The sequence below is a fragment of the Pseudomonas sp. Soil_N_39 genome (assembly GCF_057655955.1).
Genome location: NZ_JBDGLI010000015.1, coordinates 84,972 through 106,463, shown reverse-complemented (window position 1 = coordinate 106,463; position 21,492 = coordinate 84,972). Strand labels below are relative to the sequence as shown.

The window sequence follows — 21,492 nt, the reverse complement described above, 5'->3', positions numbered from 1 at the left end:
GTGCCAAACGGGTGATCGCGAGATTATTTATAGACAATCCTGGGGATGGGGTGGGCGAAAGGGGCGAAAGCGGTGCGGCGGTGATTCAAGTTGGAACACAGTTCTCACTGTTCATGATCCGCCCCCTGTGGGAGCGAGCTTGCTCGCGATGGCGGTGTGTCAGTGACATTTATGTGGCTGAACTGACGCTATCGCGAGCAAGCTCGCTCCCACAGGGGATACGGTTTTTTCAGGTCAAAAAGCGCAACACCGCCGCGACGACGGCCTCCGGCGCATCCTCCTGAACCAGGTGTCCGGCGTTCGGCACAGGGTGCAGTTGCGCGCCTGGAATCAGCTGGTGCAAGGCCTGGCCGCGCTCGATGGGGATCCATTGGTCGTCCTCGCCCCACAGTATCTGGGTCGGGCAGCGTACGTTCGGGTACAGGCCTTCGACCTCGCGGGTGTAAAGCTCGTCCATCTGCGCGATCTGCCGGTAGAACGCCGCCTGCCCCGGCTCGCCAAGCCACGGCTGCACGTAGGGCGCCAGTTCCGCGTCGGGGATGTCCCGTTTGATCGCGCCGCGAATGTAGGTCGGCACGATCGCCCGCTGAATGTAGTCGGGCAGGCCGCTGAAGGCCGCTTCATGCTGGCGGACATGCTGCACAAAGGGCGAACCCCAGGGCGACAGCGCCACGGGGTCGATCAGGGTCAGGCTGCGGTAGTCCTTGCCGTTGAGCAGGTGCGTGCGCAGGGCCGTGGCGCCACCGAAGTCATGGGCCACCACGTCCGGGCAATCCAGACGCCAATGCGCCAGCAATTGTGCGAGCAACAGATTTTGCACGCCGAGGGACACGTCGGCATCGGGTTGCGCGGATTGGCCATACCCCAGCAGGTCGAAGTAGTGCACCCGGTGGGTGGTGAAGAACAGCGGGGCGATCCGGTGCCACACATAGGATGAGAAGGGTGTGCCGTGGACAAACACCAGCGGCGGGCCATCGCCGTGGATGGCGTAGCGGATGGGGTGTCCGTTGAAGTCGTATGTTTGATCCAGCGGCCAGTGGGTCATGCTCGATACTCCCCTGAGAATGGCTCAGGGGACCAAGCATAGGCCAATGCTGGCGGGACAGGAAAACCCAATGGCGGCGCTAGATTTTGTGGGAGCAAGGCTTGCCCGCGATGCAGGCGCCTCGGTTCCGAAGAGACCGTGTAATCCTTATCGCGAGCAAGCTTTGCTCCCACAGGTGGGACCCTGCAAGCGGGCCCCAAAGGTTTTACTCGCCGTGATAGATGCAACCGCTGGTGCAAGTCTCGTGGATGCGAATGGCACTGAGCTCTGGCAGCAACGGCTTCAACTCATTCCAGATCCACTTGGCCAACACTTCGCTGGTGGGGTTTTCCAGGCCAGGAATGTCGTTGAGGTAGTTGTGGTCCAGGCGCTCGTAGAGGGGCTTGAAGATCGCCTTGATCTCCGAGAAGTCGCGAATCCAGCCGGTGTGCGGATCGATATCGCCGCTCAGGTGGATCGCCACCTTGAACGAGTGGCCGTGAAGGCGGCCGCACTTGTGGCCGTCCGGCACGTGGGGCAGGCGGTGGGCGGATTCGAAGGTAAACTCTTTGAAAATTTCCACAGGTTCGGGCTCTTTAAGGTAGCGGTCGCGAGGCAGGCGGCGGAGTTTATCAGTTTGATAACCGCGTTGCGCGACCGTGCTGACTAAAGGGTCAGCAAACGCTCGCCCAAGCCACCGTTGGCCGTCAGCTCCAGGAACTCGTCACCGAGCCGGCGGCTCTCGTCCATCGCCGTGCGCCAATATTTGCGGCGGCTCGGGTCATCGCCCATGAAGCGCTTGAAGTCGTTACGGTCTGGCAGTTTGCCGTAGGGCAGGCGCGCCAGGTATTCCCGCGACGGTGCCAGTAGCAACACGTCCTGCAGGCGGTCGACATTGCCCCGGCGCCACGGCAGGCCCTTGTCGAACCAGCCGGGAATGACCCGGTCGGTGAAGTGCGGATAGAGCACGATGTCCTCGCCGCTGTACGGCAGGTCGAGGTGGTAGTCCAGCAGACCGCCGTCGCGGAAGGTGCCGGCACCGGCGCCCGGCAGGTCGCGCACGCCTTCCATGACCATCGGGATCGAGCCCGAGGCCAGCAGAGCCTGGCGCAGGTTGCCGGCCGCCAAGGGCACGAAGCGCGACGGAAAGTCATTCAGCGGATGCAGGGGCGGGGCCAGGCGCGGGTCGTGGATGATCAACCGTTCGAAATGCCGTGACAGCCGCGCACGACCCCGCAGGTTGTCGGCGATCACCGACGACAGCCCCAGCCCCAGCCGGCCGCGATGATCCTGGGCGAGCAGGCCGTGGCTCTTGACGACCATGATGTTGAGCCGGTACCGCGGGTTATCGAGGATCGAAGTGTCGCGGCCGTCGAGCAAGTCATCGAGCATGCGTTGCGAGCTCTGGCTGACGCCGGCCATGGTCACGCCTTTGGCGAAGCTTTGTTCGTTGTACAAGGTGCCCAGGCGCCGGATCCCCTCGGCGGCATCCGGCAGGCAGGCGCTGGCGAAGCGCCAGGCCCCCACCGAAGCCCCGATCAGCGAGCGCTCCCGGGGCGCGGCGGGCAGCCATTCACCGAACAGCGCCAGGTCCAGCCCCTGGATGCCCAGGGCCTTGGGGCCACCGGCGGCACCGGGCAGGATGCCAACATCGGCGGCGTTCAGGCCGGCCTGGCGAATGCGCCCGAACGCACGGGGGCCGGCCTTGAGGGTGAGGGCGGGGAACTTGATGTGGATGGCGGTCATACCAGTCTCGAATGCAAACAAGCGGACAATTATAGCGACACAAAACCTTGTGGGAGCGAGCTTGCTCGCGATGGTGGTCTGTCAGTTGATATTGATGTGACTGAGCTGGCGCTATCGCGAGCAAGCTCGCTCCCACATTGATGTGGGTTCAATGATGGCGATTCAGTTTCAGTTAAGTTCATCCCGATACAGTCCCCCCTGTGAAAGATTATAAAAAGGAGACAACCCGTGAACCGCCTGACTGCCTTTTTCATCGCGACCCTCATGGCCCTCGGTACGAGCCTGGCTCACGCACGAGACCTGAGCGCGGACGAAGCCCGCAAACTGCAAGACGCTGGTACCATCCTGTCCTTTGAAAGACTCAATGCCGCTGCCCTGGCCAAACACCCTGGCGCCACCTTGACCGAGACGGAGTTGGAGGAAGAGTACGGCAAGTACATTTATCAGGTGGGCTTGCACGATAAGAAGGGCATTGAGTGGGACGTGGAATTGGACGCCACCAACGGCAAGGTACTCAAGAATCATCAGGATCTGTAATGAAGCTTAATTTATGCGCCCGCAGCCGATGGGCGCTGGCGCTGCTGGTGTTTTGTTCACTGGCCGTGGCCCGGGACCTGGATCAGGACGAGGCCTTGCAACTGCGTCAGCAGGGCGTGATCCTGCCGCTCGAACAGCTTCTGCAACAGGCGCTGGACCGCCACCCCGGCGCCAAGCTGCTGGAAGCCGAGTTGGAGGAGAAACACGGCGTCTATATTTATGAGGTCGAGCTGCTGGACACCGACGGCGTCGTGCGCGAACTGGACCTGGAGGCCAAAACCGGCCGCTTACTCAAAGATAAGGAAGACTGATGCGCCTGCTTCTGGTGGAAGATCACGTGCCCCTGGCCGATGAACTGATGGCCGGGCTTGCACGCCAGGGCTACGCCGTCGATTGGCTGGCCGATGGTCGCGACGCGGTGTACCAGGGCAGCAGCGAGCCCTACGACCTGATCATTCTCGACCTCGGTCTGCCGGGCGTGCCGGGGCTCGACGTGCTGGCCCAATGGCGCGCCGGCGGCCTGGCCACGCCGGTGCTGATCCTCACCGCCCGCGGGTCCTGGGCCGAGCGCATCGAGGGCCTCAAGGCCGGGGCCGACGACTACCTGACCAAACCCTTTCATCCTGAAGAGCTGCACTTGCGGATCCAGGCGCTGCTGCGCCGCTCCCATGGCCAGGTCAACCAGCCGACGCTCAAGGCCGCCGGGTTGCACTTGGATGAGAGTCGCCAATGCGTGGTCCGCGACGGCACCGACATCCAGCTCACGGCTGCCGAGTTCCGCCTGTTGCGCTATTTCATGCTGCATCCCGAGCAGATCCTTTCCAAAAGCCATCTCGCCGAACACCTGTACGACGGTGAGACCGAGCGCGATTCCAACGTGCTGGAAGTCCACGTCAATCACCTGCGGCGCAAGCTGGGACGCAGCGTGATCGAAACCCGTCGCGGCCAGGGTTACCTGTTCGGCGGGCAGGCGCAGTGAGATCCATCCAGCGGCGCCTGAGCCTGGGCCTGATCGGTGTGATGGTGGTGGTCGGCCTGGTCCTGGCGCAGACCAGTCTGTGGTTGTTCGAGCTGGGCCTGCAGCGTTACCTGGAAGCCGGGCTGCGTAACGACAGCGAGAACCTGCTGGTGGCCCTGGTGCGTGGCCCGCAGGGCTTGCAATTGGATGAGCGCCGCCTGTCGCCGGCCTATCAGCGGCCGTTTTCCGGGCATTATTTCCGCATCGATTTTGCCGACGTGCACTGGCGCTCCCGCTCCCTGTGGGACCAGGAATTGCCCCGGCTCGACCACCCGGGCCTGCACAGCAACCTGCAACTGGGGCCCGAGGGCCAGAAGCTGCTGGTGCTGCGCACCGACTATCGGCGGCTGGGCCAGGCGATTTCCATCAGCGTGGCCCAAGACTACACACCGGTGCGTGACAGCTTCCGCCGGATGCAACAGATCGGCCTCGGGCTCGGGTTGGCGGGGCTGTTGCTGATTCTGTTGCTGCAACGCATCACCGTGCGCCGTGCCTTGCGTCCGCTGGACCGGGCCCGGGAGCAGATCGCTCAGTTGCAGCGCGGACAGCGTTCGCAACTCGACGAACAGGTGCCACGGGAGCTGGAACCGCTGGTGACGCAGATCAACCATCTGCTGGCCCACACCGAAGACAGCCTCAAGCGCTCGCGCAATGCCTTGGGCAACCTCGGCCATGCCTTGAAAACCCCGCTGGCGGTGCTGCAAAGCCTGGCGTCGAACGAGAAGCTCGACCCGAACCCCGAGCTGCGCAAACTGTTGCTCGACCAACTGGAGCAGGTCCGCCAGCGCCTGAACCGTGAACTCAACCGCGCCCGCCTGTCCGGTGATGCCTTGCCCGGTGCGCACCTGGACTGCGACGCCGAACTGCCAGGGTTGCTGGCCACGCTGAACATGATCCACGGCGAACACCTGCACCTGAGCTACGTCGCGCCACCAGGCCTGCACCTGCCCTGGGACCGTGAAGACTTGCTGGAGCTGTTGGGCAACCTGCTGGACAACGCCTGCAAATGGGCCGATGCCGAGGTGCGCCTGACCATGACCGAGACAGCCGAGGGTTTCAGCCTGGCCGTGGAGGACGACGGCCCGGGCATCCCCGCGGATCGCCGCGAGCAGGTGTTCAGTCGGGGTACGCGACTGGATGAACAGACCGATGGACACGGCCTGGGCCTGGGCATCGTGCGGGATATCGTCGACACCTGGGGCGGCCTGCTGGCGTTGGACGACAGTGAGTGGGGTGGGTTGAAGGTCGTGATCGAGTTGCCCAAGCGCTGACAGCCATTCCATGGCACAGCCTCCCTGTGGGCGAGCCTGTGGGAGCAAAGCTTGCTCGCGATAGCATTTTTTTGGCCAACACAGATGTTGTAGGTGACGACGTCATCGCGAGCAAGCTTTGCTCCCACAAATCCCTCCATACAGGGGGGGCAGGACTTGAAAACCCGCCCCACGGCCCTTGCAGCTTGCCGCCGCTTGCTGCAAAGTCGCGACCTTTTTGTCCGGTGGCTTTCCATCGCTGTGCTCTGAGGTAACGATGATAAATGCAGTAATTGCCGCGGTTGGCGTCATGCTGGTGCTCAGCCTGTCCCGCGTGCATGTGGTGATCGCGCTGATTATCGGCGCGCTGGTGGGTGGCCTGACGGGCGGCCTGGGGATCGAGGCGACGCTCAAGGCGTTCAATGCCGGCCTGGGGGGCGGTGCGACGGTGGCGTTGTCCTATGCTTTGCTCGGTGCCTTCGCCGTGGCGATTGCCAAGTCCGGCATGGCCCACGCCCTGGCGGACAAAGCCCTGGCCCTGGTGGATCGCCAGGATGCCGCTGGCGGTACGGGCGTCAAGTGGGTGCTGATCGGCCTGCTGGGGACGGTCGCGGTCGCTTCCCAAAACATCCTGCCGATCCACATCGCCTTCATCCCGCTGCTGGTGCCGCCGCTGCTCTACGTGCTGACCAAGCTGCAACTGGACCGTCGCTTGATCGCCTGCGTCATGACCTTTGGCTTGATCACCCCCTACATGTTCCTGCCGGTGGGTTTCGGCAACATCTTCCTCAATGAAATCCTGCTGGCCAATGTCGCTCGCAGCGGCGTCGACATCAGTGGCATCAATATCACGCATGCCATGGGCATCCCGGCGTTGGGCATGGTGTTTGGCTTGGCGCTGTCGTTTTTTACCTATCGCAAGAAACGCGTTTATGACTTGAAAAAAATTGCCCGGGCCGAGCAAGTGACCGTGCGCTACAACCCCCTGAGCCTGCTGGTGGCCGGGCTGGCGATTGCGGCGGCGTTCGCTGTTCAGTTGTTACTCGATTCAATGATCATCGGTGCCCTGGCCGGTTTCCTGATTTTCTCGCTGTCGGGGGTGGTGCGCTGGCGCGAGACCGACGATCTGTTCACCGAAGGCATGAAGATGATGGCGATGATCGGCTTCATCATGATCGCCGCCTCAGGTTTTGCCGAAGTGATGAAGGCTACCGGTGAAGTCCAGAGCCTGGTGGAAACCTCGGCGGCCTGGATCGGCCACAACAAGGGCATCGGCGCGCTCCTGATGTTGCTGGTGGGGCTGTTGGTGACCATGGGCATCGGCTCGTCGTTTTCCACGGTGCCGATCCTGGCGACGATTTTCGTGCCGCTGTGCCTGCAACTGGGTTTCAGCCCGCTGGCGATCGTCTGCATCGTCGGCACCGCCGGCGCCCTGGGCGACGCCGGCTCGCCCGCCTCGGACTCGACCCTGGGCCCGACCTCCGGCCTGAACATCGACGGCCAGCACCATCACATCTGGGACACCGTGGTCCCCACCTTCATCCACTACAACCTGCCGCTGCTGGCGTTTGGGTGGGTGGCGGCGATGGTGTTGTAATTCGAGACCGAGTCGCCTCAATCGCGAGCAAGCTCGCTCCCACAGGGGATCGGTGTGGACACAAGTGTTGTGGACGCCACCGGGCCCTGTGGGAGCGAGCTTGCTCGCGATGAGGCCCTTGAATTCAGCGACTCTGCCAACTGACCGTTCACCTTGTCCTACAGTTTTGCCGCGCGGTGCCGTTAATACAGCTAACCACGCCATAAAACCAACAAGAGTGAACAGCATGCGCCTGAGCTTGAAGGCTAAAGTCCTGTCCCTTGCGATACTGCCGGTATTGCTGTCCGCCGTGATCATCAGCCTGACCACGGCCTTCATCTTGAAGGAGCAAGCGAGTAAAGAAGTCCAGGAGACCCGCGAGCGCCTGCTCAGCGAGGCCAAGGCCACGCTGCAGAACTACGTGGCGGTGGGCCTTACCGCCATCAAGCCGCTCTACGATGCCGCCGCGCCTGGCGATAACGAGGCGCGCGCCCAGGCGATCAAGCTGCTGTCGAATATCAGCTATGGCAAGGACGGTTATTTCTTCGGCTACGATTCCGAGACCATTCGTCTGTTCAAGGCCAACAGCCCCGATGGCGTGGGCAAGAGTTTCAAGGACAACCGCGACCCGAACGGTGTCTACGTCAACCGTGACCTGGTGAAAGTCGCCAAGGACGGGACGCATTACCTGGAATACAGTTCGCCGCTGCCCGGCAGCAAGGACTTGGTGCCCAAGCTCGGCTACACCGACTACTTGCCCAAGTGGGATCTGGCGGTCGGTAGCTCGGTCAACCTGGACGGCATCGAAGCCCAAGTGGCGCTGGTGGAAGCCAAGGTCCACGATCGCCTGCAAGGCGTGATCTTGAGCATCGTCGGGATCGCTGCGGTGGTGTTGCTGGTGATCGCGGTGGTAGGCCTGGTGCTCGCCAACACGATCCTGCGTCCCCTGCACCTGATGAAGGACAACCTCGACGACATCGCCGCGGGTGAGGGTGACCTGACCCGTCGGCTGACCATCACCAGCCAGGACGAGCTCGGCCAACTGGCCGGTTCGTTCAACCGCTTCGTCGACAAGATCCACGGCCTGGTGCGGCAGATCACCGACATGACGTCGCAACTGACCGGCCTGGTGACCCAAGTTTCCGAGCAGGCCCAGCGCTCCGAGCAGGCCATGGAGCGTCAGCGCCACGAAACCGATCAGGTCGCCACGGCGATTAACGAAATGTCCTCGGCCGCCCAGGAAGTCGCCCGCAGTGCACAGGGCGCCGCCGTCGCGGCCCAGCAGACCGACGAAGAAGGCCAGTCGGCCAAGCGCGTGGTGGCCGGCAGCATCCAGCAGATTCATGCGCTGGTGAACGATATCCGCAGCAGTGGCGTGTCCCTGGACAGCCTGCAGCAGGACGTGGCTTCGATTGTCAGTGTGCTCGGGGTGATTCGTTCGATCGCCGAGCAGACCAACCTGCTGGCCCTCAACGCCGCCATCGAGGCCGCGCGTGCCGGCGAGGCGGGGCGTGGGTTCGCGGTGGTGGCCGATGAGGTGCGGGCCCTGGCCAGCCGGACCCAGCAGAGCACCCAGGAAATCCAGGGCATGATCGACCGCCTGCAATCCGGCACCCATGCGGCGGTGGAAGCGATGCGCCGTTCCAGCGAGGCCGGTGATGGCACCTCGGAACGGGCCAACGAGGCGGGTGCCTCCCTCGACACCATGGCGCAGTTGATCGGCACCATCAACTCGATGAACGCCCAGATCGCCAGCGCCGCCGAAGAACAGACCGCGGTGGCCGAGGAAATCAACCGCAGCGTGCATCAGATTGCCGTGGCCGTGGACAGCGTCGCCGACGAAACCCAACTCGGCGCCCAGACCTCCCGCAGCCTGGCCGACCTGGGCCAGCGCCTGGGTCAACTGGTGGGGCAGTTCCGGATCTGATTCCGGCGCAGCAGGAGCTGCCGAAGGCTGCGATCTTTCGCTCTCGATCCAGATGTTTTCGCCTGGGCTACCAGGCCCTATCGGAAGCGGAGGATCGCAGCCTTCGGCAGTTTCTGCCGGGCTCAACAGGCACAAACACAACCAAACCCTGTGGGAGCGAGCTTGCTCGCGATGGCGGTGTGTCAGTCAAATGAGTATTAGCTGATCCGGCGCCATCGCGAGCAAGCTCGCTCCCACAGTTGTTTGGCGGTGCCTGCATGATCGGATCAGTGTCAGAGCTAAGGTTCGCGCACATCCCGCATCAACAACCCAAACCGCAAATCCACCGCATCCGGGATCGGCACGTACACCACATGCCCATCCCCCGGTGCCACGTCGATGCCCTGGCCTTTGATGTCCTGCAACTGGTGCAGGTCGAAGTGGAAGTTGCCCTTGGGGGTCATCAGTTCCATGTGATCGCCCAGGCCGAAGCGGTTCTTCACCCGCACTTCGGCCAGGCGTTCGCGCCGTTCGCCGGTCAGTTCGCCGACGAACTGCTGGCGCTCCGAGACCGAGCTGCCGGTCTGGTAGTTCTGATATTCATCATGCACATGGCGCCTTAGAAAACCTTCGGTGTAGCCGCGCTGGGCCAGGGACTCCAGGTCGGTCATCAGGCTGCGATCGAATGCCCGACCGGCCACCGCGTCATCGATGGCCCGGCGATACACCTGGGTGGTGCGTGCGCAATAAAAGTGCGACTTGGTCCGGCCTTCGATCTTCAGCGAATGCACACCCATGCGCGCCAGGCGCTCGACGTGTTGCACGGCCCGCAGGTCCTTGGCATTCATGATGTAGGTGCCGTGCTCGTCCTCGAAGGCCGGCATGGACGCTTCCGGGCGGTTGGCTTCCTGGAGCAGAAACACCTGGTCGGTGGGCGCGCCGAGGCCCAGCGTCGGCTCCGGCTGATAGGTCTGCACAATGTCGCCCACGACGTTTTCCACCGCCGGTTGCGCCGAATACTTCCAGCGGCAGGCATTGGTGCAACTGCCCTGGTTGGCATCACGCTTGTTCATATAACCCGAGAGCAAGCAGCGCCCGGAGTACGCCATGCACAGCGCCCCGTGGACGAACACTTCCAGCTCCATGGCCGGCACCTGCTCGCGGATCTCGGCGATTTCCTCCAGGGACAGTTCCCGGGACAGGATGATCCGGCTCAAACCCTGCTGCTGCCAGAACTCGACGCTCGCCCAGTTCACCGTATTGGCCTGCACCGACAGGTGAATCGGCATCTGTGGAAAATGCCGGCGAACCAGCATGATCAACCCCGGGTCGGACATGATCAGCGCATCCGGCGCCATGGCGATCACCGGTTCTAGGTCTTTGAGGAAGGTCCGCAGCTTGGCGTTATGCGGGGCAATGTTCACCACCACGTAGAAACGCTTGCCCATGGCCTGGGCCTCGGCAATGCCCAAGGCCAGGTTCCCGTGGTCGAATTCGTTGTTGCGCACCCGCAGGCTGTAGCGCGGTTGGCCGGCGTACACCGCATCGGCACCGTAGGCGAAGGCATAGCGCATGTTTTTCAGGGTGCCGGCGGGCGCCAGCAGTTCGGGGGCGGCGAAGGTCATGGCGGGGTCAGGTCGCAAAAGTGCCGAGGGTACGCCAGGGCCAGCCAGAACTTATTGACCTGAATCAATGCACGACGCAAACGTGAAGGCACTCCGGCGAGTCCTGGCGGACTAATGTGTATCCCGCCTTTGGACATGGAAAGCTGATGAATCGAAAGTTGCTGCAAAACAAAGCCCAGATGTTGCTCCTGGTGCTGGTCACGGTCGCCTTCATCTGGATTCTGCTGCCGTTTTACGGTGCGGTGTTCTGGGCGGTGATCCTGGGCATCGTCTTTGCGCCGATGCAGCGCCGCCTGCAGTTGAAGTTCGGCTGGCACCGCAATGTCACCTCGCTGGTCACGTTGAGCATTTGTGTGGTCAGCGCGATCTTGCCGGTGATCATCATCAGTACGTTGCTGGTCCAGGAAGGCGCGGCGCTGTACAAGAGCCTGGAAAGCGGTGAGCTGGACATTGCCGATTACCTGGCCCGCTTCAAGGATGCCTTGCCGCCGTACTTCCAGCATCTGCTGGACCGCTTCGGCCTGGGCAACCTGAACGGCTTGCGCGACAAGATCGTCAAGAGCGCGATGCAGGGCAGCGAATTTTTCGCCACGCAGGCCTTCAGTTTCGGCCAGGGCACGTTCCAGTTCCTGGTCAGCTTCTTCGTGATGATCTATCTGCTGTTCTTCTTTCTGCGCGACGGTGCGGAGCTGGTGCGCAAAGTGCGCACGGCCATTCCCTTGGGGGAGCATCAAAAACGTCGCCTGCAGTTGAAATTCAATCGGGTGGTGCGGGCCACGGTGAAAGGCAACCTGCTGGTTGCCATCAGCCAAGGTGCGCTGGGTGGACTGATCTTCTGGATCCTGGGGATTCCGACGGTGCTGCCCTGGGCGGTGCTGATGGCGTTCCTGTCGTTGTTGCCAGCGGTGGGGGCGGGCCTCGTCTGGGCGCCGGTGGCGGTGTATTTCCTGCTCTCGGGGGCGATCTGGCAGGGCGTGGTGCTGACGCTGTTCGGGGTGTTCGTGATCGGCCTGGTGGACAATTTCCTGCGGCCGATCCTGGTGGGCAAGGACACCAAGATGCCCGACTACATGGTGCTGGTCTCGACGCTGGGCGGACTGGCGGTGTTCGGGCTGAACGGCTTCGTGATCGGGCCACTGATCGCCGCGCTGTTCATGTCCTGTTGGGCCTTGTTCGTCGAAAGCACGCCGCGTGTGCAGTTGCCCTAGGCACTCAATAGGTAGGGGCCGATACGTTGCGACAGTGCTTGGGCGGCGGGCAGTGAAGTCAGCGGGCCGCTGATGGTCACGCCGTCCTGCACCAGGTACCAGCAGGCCAGCAGTCCGAGCTCCCGGAGTGGGGCGGGGACGGCGCTGCCAATGACAGACATGATTTGAACCTTGGGCATGGGAAACCTCCGTCAATCGATGGGGTTACCTTACGGCTCAGGGGGAAGGACGGAAAATCAACTGGCTCAATAGTAGGAATCGATGCCGCTCAATCGACGACCAGGTCGAGCATGTGCACCACTTCCTGCTCGTTGAGCAGGCCCTTGCGCACCAGGTTTTCCGCCAGCAGGGAAAGGAACTTGGCGCTGCGGTGGCCTTCCAGCTGCTTGAGTTCGGTCAGTACGTTGTACACCTTGCTGGAAGTGCACAGGCCGACAATGCGATGGGGGTTTTGTGTAGGCATAGCTTCGTCCTTGTTGTTATGAAGCTGTTGTTGGCGGACAGTGCCAGTTTGCGGCCCTGTCATGACGCTCATGTGACAGCTTGGTGGTCGGAAAAAGAAAGCAGGATCCGGACCATATTGCCTTTTTGGCGCCGGATTATTGTTCCGGCAGCGACATCGGCCAGGCTTATATGGCCATTCACCTGTTTTTTTGCACAAAAAAAAGCCCCTGGATCTTTCGATTCAGGGGCTTTTTGTATTGCTGTCTGGCTCCACGACCTGGACTCGAACCAGGGACCCAGTGATTAACAGTCACTTGCTCTACCAACTGAGCTATCGCGGAATGGCGCGTATGTTACTGATTGGAAAAGAGAAGTCAAGCGTCTATTGCCGGACGGCGTATTCCTGATGCCCATTGACGGTCAATCAACGATTGGCAGTTACCGCAAGGACAGGAGAGGGCTACCATGGTTGCCCGGAAGTGGCAGGACGCACTGCCGGCCATTCGCCGACATTGAGGTACGTGCCATGAACCACCTGTTACCGCTTCACACAGCTCGTTGCGCCGAGGTGTGCCTGTGAGCACCGCCCAGATCAGTTTACCCAAGGGTGTGGGGCCTCACGCCGAGAAGCTGTACGACGCCATCATCCAGGCCAGCACCGCCGAGGCGCTGAACCGCGCCGGCGGCAAGGCCGAGGGGTTTGTCCTGGGGCTGGAAAGCACCAAGGCGATCAAGAGCCAAGTGGCCGAGTCGTTGTATGTCATCTATGACGATGCGGCGAGTCAGCGGGCGACGGAGCTTTAGCCTGATTTGAATAGGAGTGTCAGGCCAGACGCCTTTGTGGCGAGGGGATTTATCCCCGCTGGGCTGCGAAGCAGACCCAAGACAGTCAACTCACTCGGCCTGACATACCGGGTGGTCTGGTTTAGGGCCGCTTCGCGCCCCAGCGGGGATAAATCCCCTCGCCACAGGTTGGGGGGGCTACCGGACCTGATAGGCACACTCAAAAAAAAACGGGAAGCCCAATGGCTTCCCGTTTTTCATCCAGTGCCGAAAGCGTCAAATCACCTGAACGATGGCCTTGGTCACCGCATCGATGTTGTTCTGGTTCAGCGCGGCCACGCAGATGCGGCCGGTGTCCAGGGCATAGATGCCGAACTCGTTGCGCAGGCGCGTCACTTGCTCAACGGTCAGGCCGGAGTAGGAGAACATCCCGCTCTGGCGGGCGACAAAGCTGAAGTCGTGCTGCGGGGCGGCCTTGGCCAGCATGTCGACCATCTGGTCGCGCATGCCGCGAATGCGCAGGCGCATCTCGGCCAGTTCGGCTTCCCACTGGGCCCGCAGCTCCGGGCTGTTGAGCACGGCGGCGACGATGCTGGCGCCGTGGGTCGGCGGGTTGGAGTAGTTGGTGCGGATCACGCGCTTGACCTGGGACAGCACGCGGGCACTTTCTTCTTTCGATTCGCTGACGATCGACAGGGCGCCGACGCGCTCGCCGTACAGCGAGAACGACTTGGAGAACGAGCTGGAGGCAAAGAAGGTCAGCCCCGACTCGGCGAACAGGCGCACGGCCGCCGCGTCTTCGTCGATACCTTCGCCAAAGCCCTGGTAGGCCATGTCCAGGAACGGCACGTGGTTCTTGGCCTTGACCACGGCCAGCACGTTTTTCCAGTCTTCCGGGCTCAGGTCCACGCCGGTCGGGTTGTGGCAGCAGGCGTGCAGCACAACGATCGAGCGGTCGGGCAGGGCGTTGAGGTCTTCCAGCAGGCCGCTGCGGTTCACGTCGTGGGTGGCGGCGTCGTAGTAGCGGTAGTTCTGCACCGGGAAGCCGGCGGTTTCGAACAGGGCGCGGTGGTTTTCCCAGCTTGGGTCGCTGATGGCGACGACGGCGTCAGGCAGCAGTTGCTTGAGGAAGTCGGCACCGATCTTCAGTGCGCCAGTGCCGCCCACGGCCTGGGTGGTGATGACGCGACCGGAGGTGATCAGCGGCGAATCCTTGCCGAACAGCAGGGTCTGCACAGCCTGGTCGTAGGCGGCAATGCCGTCGATCGGCAGGTAACCACGGGAAACGTGCTGAGCCACGCGAGCCGTCTCGGCTTCGACAACGGCGCGCAAGAGTGGAATGCGCCCCTCCTCGTTGCAGTAAACACCTACACCCAGGTTGACCTTATTGGTACGGGTGTCGGCGTTGAAAGCTTCGTTGAGGCCCAGGATAGGATCGCGGGGTGCCAATTCGACAGCGGAAAACAGGCTCATTAGTGCGCGGCTCTGAATGGAGAATGAGGGGACGTGTGACGCTCCAGCCGAATGCACTAGAGCGGTGCACAAACGGGGAGCTAGTATAGAGGCCATCACCCGGCACGGCGACAGGCGATTCGGTTTTTACGCTAAGTTTTTACGATTTTTTTCGACCGTTAGTCCTCTCGCAGCGTCAAAGTCTTCAAGGCGTGTAGGACGCTCGTCTTGAAAGCGAAGGCATTCACCTCCACATTGTGTGCATCCCAGCTTTTTCCTCGGGCGACATCAGTCGTTTCGGTCTTTCTCGTTCCTGTCGGCTGGCCGACAGGGGTGAATCCAGAGGTTATGTCATGTCTGAATTCCAGCTAGTCACCCGCTTCCAGCCCGCCGGCGATCAGCCGGAAGCCATCCGCCTGATGGTCGAAGGCATCGAGGCCGGGCTGGCGCACCAGACGTTGCTCGGTGTGACCGGCTCGGGCAAGACCTTCAGCATTGCCAACGTGATCGCCCAGATTCAGCGCCCGACCCTGGTACTGGCGCCGAACAAGACCCTGGCGGCGCAGCTGTACGGTGAGTTCAAGGCGTTTTTCCCGAACAACGCCGTGGAGTACTTCGTTTCCTACTACGACTACTATCAGCCCGAGGCCTACGTGCCGTCGTCGGACACCTTCATCGAGAAGGATGCCTCGATCAACGACCACATCGAACAGATGCGCCTGTCGGCGACCAAGGCGTTGCTCGAGCGCAAGGACGCGATCATTGTCACCACGGTGTCGTGCATCTATGGCTTGGGCAGTCCGGAAACCTACCTGAAGATGGTGCTGCACGTGGACCGCGGCGACAAACTCGACCAGCGCGCCTTGCTGCGTCGCCTGGCGGACTTGCAGTACACCCGCAACGACATGGACTTCGCCCGGGCGACGTTCCGGGTGCGCGGCGATGTGATCGACATCTACCCCGCGGAATCGGACCTGGAAGCGATCCGCATCGAGCTGTTCGACGATGAAGTGGAGAGCATTTCGGCGTTCGACCCGCTGACCGGTGAAGTGATCCGCAAGTTGCCGCGCTTCACCTTCTACCCCAAGAGCCACTACGTGACGCCCCGGGAAACCCTGCTGGACGCCATCGAAGGGATCAAGGTCGAGTTGCAGGAGCGCCTGGAATACCTGCGTTCGAACAACAAACTGGTGGAAGCCCAGCGCCTGGAGCAACGGACCCGGTTCGACCTGGAGATGATCCTGGAGCTGGGCTACTGCAACGGCATCGAAAACTACTCGCGCTACCTGTCGGGTCGTCCGGCGGGGGCGCCGCCGCCCACTTTGTACGACTATCTGCCGGCCGATGCCTTGCTGGTGATCGACGAATCCCACGTCAGCGTGCCCCAGGTCGGCGCGATGTACAAAGGCGACCGTTCGCGCAAGGAAACCCTGGTGGAGTACGGGTTCCGCCTGCCTTCGGCGCTGGATAACCGGCCGATGCGCTTCGACGAATGGGAAAGCGTGAGCCCGCAGACGATTTTTGTCTCGGCCACCCCCGGCAACTACGAAGCCGAACATGCCGGCCGGGTGGTCGAGCAAGTGGTGCGGCCGACCGGGCTGGTGGACCCGCAAGTCGAGGTGCGTCCGGCGTTGACCCAGGTCGATGACCTGCTCTCGGAAATCAGCAAGCGCGTGGCGGTGGAGGAGCGGGTGCTGGTCACCACGCTGACCAAGCGCATGGCCGAAGATCTCACCGATTACCTGGCCGATCATGGCGTGCGGGTGCGTTACCTGCACTCGGACATCGACACGGTGGAGCGGGTCGAGATCATCCGCGACCTGCGCCTGGGCACCTTCGATGTGCTGGTGGGCATCAACCTGCTGCGCGAAGGCCTGGACATGCCGGAAGTGTCGCTGGTGGCGATTCTCGACGCCGACAAGGAAGGTTTCCTGCGTTCCGAGCGCTCGTTGATCCAGACCATCGGTCGCGCGGCGCGTAACCTCAACGGCCGGGCGATTCTGTATGCCGATCGCATCACCGGCTCCATGGAGCGGGCCATCGGCGAGACCGAGCGTCGTCGCGACAAGCAGATCGCCTTCAACCTGGCCAACGGCATCACCCCCAAGGGCGTGTTCAAGGACGTCGCCGACATCATGGAAGGCGCCACCGTGCCCGGCTCGCGCAGCAAGAAGCGCAAGGGCATGGCCAAGGCCGCCGAAGAGAGCGCCCGCTACGAGGCCGAACTGCGCTCGCCGAGCGAAATCACCAAGCGTATCCGGCAACTGGAAGAGAAAATGTACCAGCTGGCCCGGGACCTGGAGTTCGAGGCTGCGGCGCAGTTGCGTGATGAGATTGGCAAGTTGCGCGAGCGGTTGCTGGCTGTCTGAGGTTTTGTGGTGGTTTTGAGGGCCTCATCGCGAGCAAGCTCGCTCCCACACTGGATCTACGGCGTTCACAAAACCCCTGTGGGAGCGAGCTTGCTCGCGATGGGCGCGACTCGGTCGACGACTGGCCACACAAATCCCGCTCTCACTGGAGCCCGCCCGCCATCGCCTGTTACCATTCGCCCCCTGTTTGATCTTTGCTTTTATATTCTTTCCGAGACATGCCATGACCACCGTCCGCACCCGCATCGCGCCTTCGCCCACTGGCGATCCCCATGTCGGCACCGCTTACATCGCTTTGTTCAACTATTGCTTTGCCAAGCAGCATGGCGGCGAGTTCATCCTGCGGATCGAGGACACCGACCAGTTGCGTTCGACCCGCGAGTCCGAACAGCAGATCTTCGATGCCCTGCGCTGGTTGGGGATCGACTGGAGCGAAGGCCCGGACGTCGGCGGCCCGCACGGTCCGTACCGCCAGAGTGAGCGCGGCGATATCTACCAGCAGTATTGCCAGCAACTGGTGGACATGGGGCATGCGTTCCCATGTTTCTGCACCGCCGAAGAGCTGGACCAGATGCGCGCCGAGCAAATGGCTCGCGGTGAAACCCCGCGCTACGATGGCCGGGCGCTGCTGCTGTCCAAGGAAGAAGTCGCCCGTCGCCTGGCCGCTGGCGAGCCCCATGTGATCCGCATGAAAGTGCCGAGCGAAGGCGTCTGCGTGGTGCCGGACATGCTGCGTGGCGATGTCGAGATCCCGTGGGATCGCATGGACATGCAAGTCCTGATGAAGACCGACGGCTTGCCGACGTACTTCCTGGCCAACGTGGTCGATGATCACCTAATGGGCATCACACACGTCTTGCGCGGCGAAGAATGGCTGCCGTCGGCGCCGAAACTGATCCTGCTCTACGAATACTTCGGCTGGGAACAACCGCAGCTGTGCTACATGCCGCTGCTGCGTAACCCGGACAAGAGCAAGCTGTCCAAGCGCAAGAACCCGACCTCGGTGACGTTCTACGAGCGCATGGGCTTCATGCCCGAGGCGATGCTCAACTACCTGGGGCGCATGGGCTGGTCGATGCCGGACGAGCGTGAGAAGTTCTCGCTGCAGGAAATGGTCGAGCACTTCGATCTGTCGCGCGTCTCCCTGGGTGGGCCGATCTTCGACATCGAGAAGTTGTCGTGGCTCAACGGCCAGTGGCTGCGGGACCTGCCGGTGGAGGAGTTCGCCGCTCGTGTGCAGAAGTGGGCGTTGAACCCTGAGTACATGATGAAGATCGCTCCCCACGTGCAGGGCAGGGTAGAGACCTTCAGCCAGATCGCCCCGCTGGCCGGCTTCTTCTTTGCCGGTGGCGTGACGCCGGACGCGAAGCTGTTCGAATCCAAGAAGCTCTCCGGCGACCAGGTGCGCCAGTTGATGCAACTGATCCTGTGGAAGCTCGAAAGCCTGCGTCAGTGGGAGAAGGACAGCATCACCGCGACCATCCAGGCCGTGGTCGAGTCCCTGGAGCTGAAATTGCGCGATGCCATGCCGCTGATGTTCGCCGCCATTACCGGTCAGGCCAGCTCTGTGTCGGTGCTCGATGCGATGGAAATCCTCGGGCCGGACCTGACCCGTTTCCGCCTGCGCCAGGCCATCGATCTGCTCGGTGGCGTGTCGAAGAAGGAGAACAAGGAGTGGGAAAAACTGCTGGGCGCGATCGCGTAAGCGTTCGATGAGGCAGGGCATACCCCGGTTTTCCGGGGTTTGTCGGTAAGTGATTGTTATCCCGGCAAAAAATTTTTAGATTTGTTGAAAATAAATTTGACAGCCCTCCGATACGCCCTTAAGATTCGCCCCGTCCTCAGCGATGAGGGGCTATAGCTCAGCTGGGAGAGCGCTTGCATGGCATGCAAGAGGTCGACGGTTCGATCCCGTCTAGCTCCACCAATTTACACTTCAAGGCCTGGCCACACCGGTCTTGAAGCGATCAACACTCAGCGTTGATCAGTGTATAGAAGGGTTTGCGTCCCCTTCGTCTAGTGGCCTAGGACACCGCCCTTTCACGGCGGTAACAGGGGTTCGAGTCCCCTAGGGGACGCCAGTTTTACAGAAGCGATGTTGAAAGACGTCGCTCCGCCGCGAGGCGAAAAATCCGGGGCTATAGCTCAGCTGGGAGAGCGCTTGCATGGCATGCAAGAGGTCGACGGTTCGATCCCGTCTAGCTCCACCAATTACAGGTTCAAGGTTTGGCCACACCGGCTTTGAATCGATCAGTTCTCAGCACTGATCAAGTTAGAAGGTTTGTGTCCCCTTCGTCTAGTGGCCTAGGACACCGCCCTTTCACGGCGGTAACAGGGGTTCGAGTCCCCTAGGGGACGCCACGATTACCCGCTCTGCGGGATTTTATAGGGGTCATTCAATTCTTGAATGGCCCTTTTGTTTGTCTGGCGTTCGGCCAATTCCCTTATCCTTTGAAAAAGTCTTCTGACCAGCGGTGAAAATTTCCGCTTGCGGAAAATTATTACATGGATAATATTTCAGTCGTAATATTCGGAGGCGACGATGAGCGATAAAAAGGCACAAACCCGTGAACGCATTCTCAAGGCCGCCAGCGATGCGCTGATTCAGCGTGGGCCGGCAGAGCCGAGCGTGGGCGAGGTGATGGGCGCGGCCGGGCTGACGGTGGGCGGTTTTTACGCCCATTTCGAAAGCAAGGATGCCTTGATGTTGGAGGCCTTCAAGCAATTGCTCAATCGGCGCCGCGGCTTGATCGCCGATATGGACGGCGAGCTGACAGGCGAAGAACGGCGCGCCCTGGTTGCCGCGTTCTATCTGTCGCGAAAGCACCGCGATTGCACCGAGCAAGCCTGCCCGATCCCTGCGTCGGTCGGCGAACTCGGGCGGCTGCCGGAGGCGTTTCGTGAGGTGCTCAATGAGCATATCGAGTTGATGGTCGCGCAGTTGGCGGCCAGCCCGGAGGACGCCGACAAGGCTTTGGCCGACATCGCCTTGATGGTGGGTGGCTTGGCCCTGGCGCGGGCATTGGGCCCGGGAGAGTTATCGGATCGTTTGCTGCGCGCCGCCAAGTCGGCGGTGCGTTGAGCTGAGGCGCGAGCCCTGGAGATGAGCGATGGACAGGTTGAGCTGGATTCGTAGTGTCAATGGCACGCTTGGCTGGGTGGCTCCGCACCTGGTGGCGAAGCAGATGCGTTCGTTGTTCATGCGCCCTCGGAACTTGCCGCCGCGAGATTGGGAGCTGCCGTTGCTGGCGACGTCCGAACGTATCACCTTACGCTTCGGTCTCTCGGCCTTGCGCTGGGGCAAAGGTCCGGCGGTCTTGTTGATGCACGGTTGGGAAGGGCGGCCGACCCAGTTCGCGGCGCTGATCACGGCCTTGGTGGATGCCGGTTACATGGTGGTGGCGCTGGACGGCCCGGCTCATGGTCGCTCGCCGGGTCGTGAGGCGAATGTCCTGTTGTTCGCCAGGGCCATGCTCGAAGCCGCCGCCGAGTTGCCGCCGTTGCAGGCCGTGATCGGGCACTCCATGGGCGGCGCCAGTGCCCTGTTGGCCGTCCAGTTGGGGTTGCGTACCGAGACGTTGGTCAGCATCGCCGCGCCCGCTCGCATTCTTGGGGTGCTGCGCGGTTTCTCCCGGATGATGGGCCTGCCGCCCAAGGCGCGTTCGGCCTTCATTCGCCAGGTAGAAAGCGATGTGGGCATGCCGGCCTCGAAGATGGACGTGGCGCATTATCAACTGGACGTGCCGGGGTTGATCGTCCATGCCGAGGACGACACGTCGGTTTCGGTCAAGGAGTCGCAATTGATTCATGAGGCGTGGTTCGACAGTCGGCTGCTGCGACTGCCACAGGGCGGGCATCAGCGGGTGCTGGCCGATCCTCGTGTGATTGATGGGGTGTTATCACTGCTGGCCGGTCGCAGCCTGCAAGCGCGGCAATCGGCTTGATCATCCGTTACACTGCCCCCATCCAAATTCGACCGGGAGAGGGGCATGGGCTGGGATCGGGCAACGCCATTCATCATTGATCTTCAGGTCAATGCCGAAGACATCGACGGGCTGGGCCATGCCAACAACGCGGTGTACGTCACCTGGCTCGAGCGCTGTGCCTGGCGCCATTCCCAACGCCTGGGCCTGGATCTGGTGGAATACCGGCGCCTGGACCGGGCCATGGCAGTGGTGCGGCATGAAATCGATTACCTGGCGGCCGCCTATGAAGGCGACGAACTGCAATTGGCGACCTGGATCGTCGACTGGGACCAGCGCCTGAAAATGACCCGGCATTTCCAGCTGGTCCGTCCCAGCGACAACGTCACGCTGCTGCGGGCCCAGACCACCTTCGTCTGCATCGAACTGTCCACCGGTCGGCCCAAGCGCATGCCGCAGGAATTCATCGAGGGTTACGGCGTGGCGCTGAATCCATCTGGCATCTTCATAGACTGACCCACTGCTATCGCGAGCAAGCTCGCTCCCACAGGGGATTGTGGCGGACTCCAATTCCGTGAACGCCCTGGAACCATTGTGGGAGCGAGCTTGCTCGCGATAGCGTCAGTCCATT

Annotated in this window: 20 protein-coding genes, 5 tRNA genes and 1 pseudogene; 18 read left to right on the top strand and 8 right to left on the bottom strand. The window is 62.0% G+C overall.

Annotated features, from left to right (window positions below; genetic code table 11):
• Positions 1 to 229: 229 nt before the first annotated feature.
• From AC3A5O_RS21205 to AC3A5O_RS21195, 3 genes are all read right to left on the bottom strand, one after another.
• Positions 230 to 1,045 (bottom strand): alpha/beta fold hydrolase, encoded by an 816-nt coding sequence (locus tag AC3A5O_RS21205; RefSeq protein ID WP_487753678.1) that lies wholly within the window; start codon positions 1,043 to 1,045, stop codon positions 230 to 232.
• Between the two features lie 205 nt (positions 1,046 to 1,250).
• Positions 1,251 to 1,607: a 6-carboxytetrahydropterin synthase QueD gene (queD, locus tag AC3A5O_RS21200; protein ID WP_003203918.1), complete on the bottom strand. Its 357-nt coding sequence runs from the start codon at positions 1,605 to 1,607 to the stop codon at positions 1,251 to 1,253.
• A gap of 83 nt (positions 1,608 to 1,690) precedes the next feature.
• Positions 1,691 to 2,770: a patatin-like phospholipase family protein gene (locus AC3A5O_RS21195; RefSeq protein ID WP_122569522.1), complete on the bottom strand. Its 1,080-nt coding sequence runs from the start codon at positions 2,768 to 2,770 to the stop codon at positions 1,691 to 1,693.
• 228 nt (positions 2,771 to 2,998) lie between these two features.
• Here AC3A5O_RS21195 and AC3A5O_RS21190 point away from each other — a divergent pair, with 228 nt between their 5' ends.
• The 7 genes and pseudogenes from AC3A5O_RS21190 (at position 2,999) to AC3A5O_RS21160 (ending at position 9,078) form a co-directional block, all read left to right on the top strand.
• Positions 2,999 to 3,307, top strand: coding sequence for a PepSY domain-containing protein (locus AC3A5O_RS21190; RefSeq protein ID WP_205929687.1), 309 nt, complete (start codon positions 2,999 to 3,001; stop codon positions 3,305 to 3,307).
• Positions 3,307 to 3,618 (top strand): PepSY domain-containing protein, encoded by a 312-nt coding sequence (locus AC3A5O_RS21185; protein ID WP_122569523.1) that lies wholly within the window; start codon positions 3,307 to 3,309, stop codon positions 3,616 to 3,618. Before AC3A5O_RS21190 ends, AC3A5O_RS21185 begins: the two co-directional genes overlap by 1 nt.
• Positions 3,618 to 4,286, top strand: coding sequence for a response regulator transcription factor (locus AC3A5O_RS21180; protein WP_053123507.1), 669 nt, complete (start codon positions 3,618 to 3,620; stop codon positions 4,284 to 4,286). Before AC3A5O_RS21185 ends, AC3A5O_RS21180 begins: the two co-directional genes overlap by 1 nt.
• Entirely contained in the window at positions 4,283 to 5,596 is a 1,314-nt protein-coding gene (locus tag AC3A5O_RS21175; RefSeq protein WP_122569524.1) for a sensor histidine kinase, read from the top strand. The genes AC3A5O_RS21180 and AC3A5O_RS21175 overlap by 4 nt, the downstream gene beginning before the upstream one ends.
• A 259-nt stretch (positions 5,597 to 5,855) precedes the next feature.
• Positions 5,856 to 7,172, top strand: a complete 1,317-nt coding sequence (locus AC3A5O_RS21170) for a Na+/H+ antiporter family protein (protein ID WP_163006918.1) — start codon at positions 5,856 to 5,858, stop codon at positions 7,170 to 7,172.
• 109 nt (positions 7,173 to 7,281) lie between these two features.
• Positions 7,282 to 8,220 (top strand): annotated as a pseudogene (locus AC3A5O_RS21165) (cache domain-containing protein); the annotation flags it as partial.
• A 36-nt stretch (positions 8,221 to 8,256) separates the two neighbouring features.
• A complete protein-coding gene (locus tag AC3A5O_RS21160) occupies positions 8,257 to 9,078 on the top strand; it encodes a methyl-accepting chemotaxis protein (protein ID WP_370873826.1) in 822 nt (273 codons plus the stop codon).
• Between the two features lie 278 nt (positions 9,079 to 9,356).
• Here AC3A5O_RS21160 and trhP read toward each other — a convergent pair whose 3' ends face one another.
• Positions 9,357 to 10,682, bottom strand: coding sequence for a prephenate-dependent tRNA uridine(34) hydroxylase TrhP (gene trhP, locus AC3A5O_RS21155; protein WP_487753677.1), 1,326 nt, complete (start codon positions 10,680 to 10,682; stop codon positions 9,357 to 9,359).
• A 146-nt stretch (positions 10,683 to 10,828) separates the two neighbouring features.
• On the opposite strand from trhP, the gene AC3A5O_RS21150 reads away from it, so the two are divergent.
• On the top strand, positions 10,829 to 11,890 hold the full coding sequence (locus tag AC3A5O_RS21150) for an AI-2E family transporter (protein WP_487753676.1): 1,062 nt from the start codon (positions 10,829 to 10,831) through the stop codon (positions 11,888 to 11,890).
• Here AC3A5O_RS21150 and AC3A5O_RS21145 read toward each other — a convergent pair.
• The 3 genes from AC3A5O_RS21145 to AC3A5O_RS21135 all read right to left on the bottom strand — a co-directional run bounded on the left by AC3A5O_RS21145 (position 11,887) and on the right by AC3A5O_RS21135 (position 12,675).
• Entirely contained in the window at positions 11,887 to 12,069 is a 183-nt protein-coding gene (locus AC3A5O_RS21145) for a hypothetical protein (protein WP_003203898.1), read from the bottom strand. The two genes, AC3A5O_RS21150 and AC3A5O_RS21145, sit on opposite strands and share 4 nt — an antisense overlap.
• A gap of 89 nt (positions 12,070 to 12,158) precedes the next feature.
• The gene (locus AC3A5O_RS21140) at positions 12,159 to 12,353 is read right to left on the bottom strand and encodes a hypothetical protein (RefSeq protein WP_003203896.1); all 195 of its coding nucleotides are present in this window, start codon (positions 12,351 to 12,353) and stop codon (positions 12,159 to 12,161) included.
• A gap of 246 nt (positions 12,354 to 12,599) precedes the next feature.
• Positions 12,600 to 12,675: transfer RNA gene (locus AC3A5O_RS21135), tRNA-Asn, on the bottom strand.
• A 235-nt stretch (positions 12,676 to 12,910) separates the two neighbouring features.
• Here AC3A5O_RS21135 and AC3A5O_RS21130 point away from each other — a divergent pair.
• Positions 12,911 to 13,138 (top strand): hypothetical protein, encoded by a 228-nt coding sequence (locus tag AC3A5O_RS21130; RefSeq protein WP_122565116.1) that lies wholly within the window; start codon positions 12,911 to 12,913, stop codon positions 13,136 to 13,138.
• Positions 13,139 to 13,393: 255 nt separating this feature from the next.
• On the opposite strand, the gene AC3A5O_RS21125 is transcribed toward AC3A5O_RS21130, so the two are convergent.
• A complete protein-coding gene (locus AC3A5O_RS21125) occupies positions 13,394 to 14,590 on the bottom strand; it encodes an amino acid aminotransferase (RefSeq protein WP_122565117.1) in 1,197 nt (398 codons plus the stop codon).
• A 332-nt stretch (positions 14,591 to 14,922) separates the two neighbouring features.
• Between AC3A5O_RS21125 and uvrB the strand changes: the two genes are divergently transcribed.
• The 9 genes from uvrB to AC3A5O_RS21080 all read left to right on the top strand — a co-directional run bounded on the left by uvrB (position 14,923) and on the right by AC3A5O_RS21080 (position 21,377).
• Complete coding sequence (uvrB, locus tag AC3A5O_RS21120) at positions 14,923 to 16,938, top strand: excinuclease ABC subunit UvrB (protein WP_122565118.1); 2,016 nt, start codon at positions 14,923 to 14,925, stop codon at positions 16,936 to 16,938.
• A gap of 223 nt (positions 16,939 to 17,161) precedes the next feature.
• The gene (gene gltX, locus AC3A5O_RS21115; RefSeq protein WP_305467729.1) at positions 17,162 to 18,643 is read left to right on the top strand and encodes a glutamate--tRNA ligase; all 1,482 of its coding nucleotides are present in this window, start codon (positions 17,162 to 17,164) and stop codon (positions 18,641 to 18,643) included.
• A gap of 146 nt (positions 18,644 to 18,789) precedes the next feature.
• A tRNA-Ala gene (locus tag AC3A5O_RS21110) sits at positions 18,790 to 18,865 on the top strand.
• Positions 18,866 to 18,943: 78 nt separating this feature from the next.
• Positions 18,944 to 19,019: transfer RNA gene (locus tag AC3A5O_RS21105), tRNA-Glu, on the top strand.
• 53 nt (positions 19,020 to 19,072) lie between these two features.
• Positions 19,073 to 19,148 (top strand) — tRNA-Ala (locus AC3A5O_RS21100).
• Between the two features lie 75 nt (positions 19,149 to 19,223).
• Positions 19,224 to 19,299 (top strand) — tRNA-Glu (locus tag AC3A5O_RS21095).
• 181 nt (positions 19,300 to 19,480) lie between these two features.
• The gene (locus AC3A5O_RS21090; RefSeq protein WP_122566045.1) at positions 19,481 to 20,020 is read left to right on the top strand and encodes a TetR/AcrR family transcriptional regulator; all 540 of its coding nucleotides are present in this window, start codon (positions 19,481 to 19,483) and stop codon (positions 20,018 to 20,020) included.
• 28 nt (positions 20,021 to 20,048) lie between these two features.
• Positions 20,049 to 20,882, top strand: a complete 834-nt coding sequence (locus tag AC3A5O_RS21085; protein ID WP_122566044.1) for an alpha/beta fold hydrolase — start codon at positions 20,049 to 20,051, stop codon at positions 20,880 to 20,882.
• A 45-nt stretch (positions 20,883 to 20,927) separates the two neighbouring features.
• Positions 20,928 to 21,377: an acyl-CoA thioesterase gene (locus AC3A5O_RS21080; RefSeq protein ID WP_122566043.1), complete on the top strand. Its 450-nt coding sequence runs from the start codon at positions 20,928 to 20,930 to the stop codon at positions 21,375 to 21,377.
• The last annotated feature ends 115 nt before the right edge of the window (positions 21,378 to 21,492 follow it).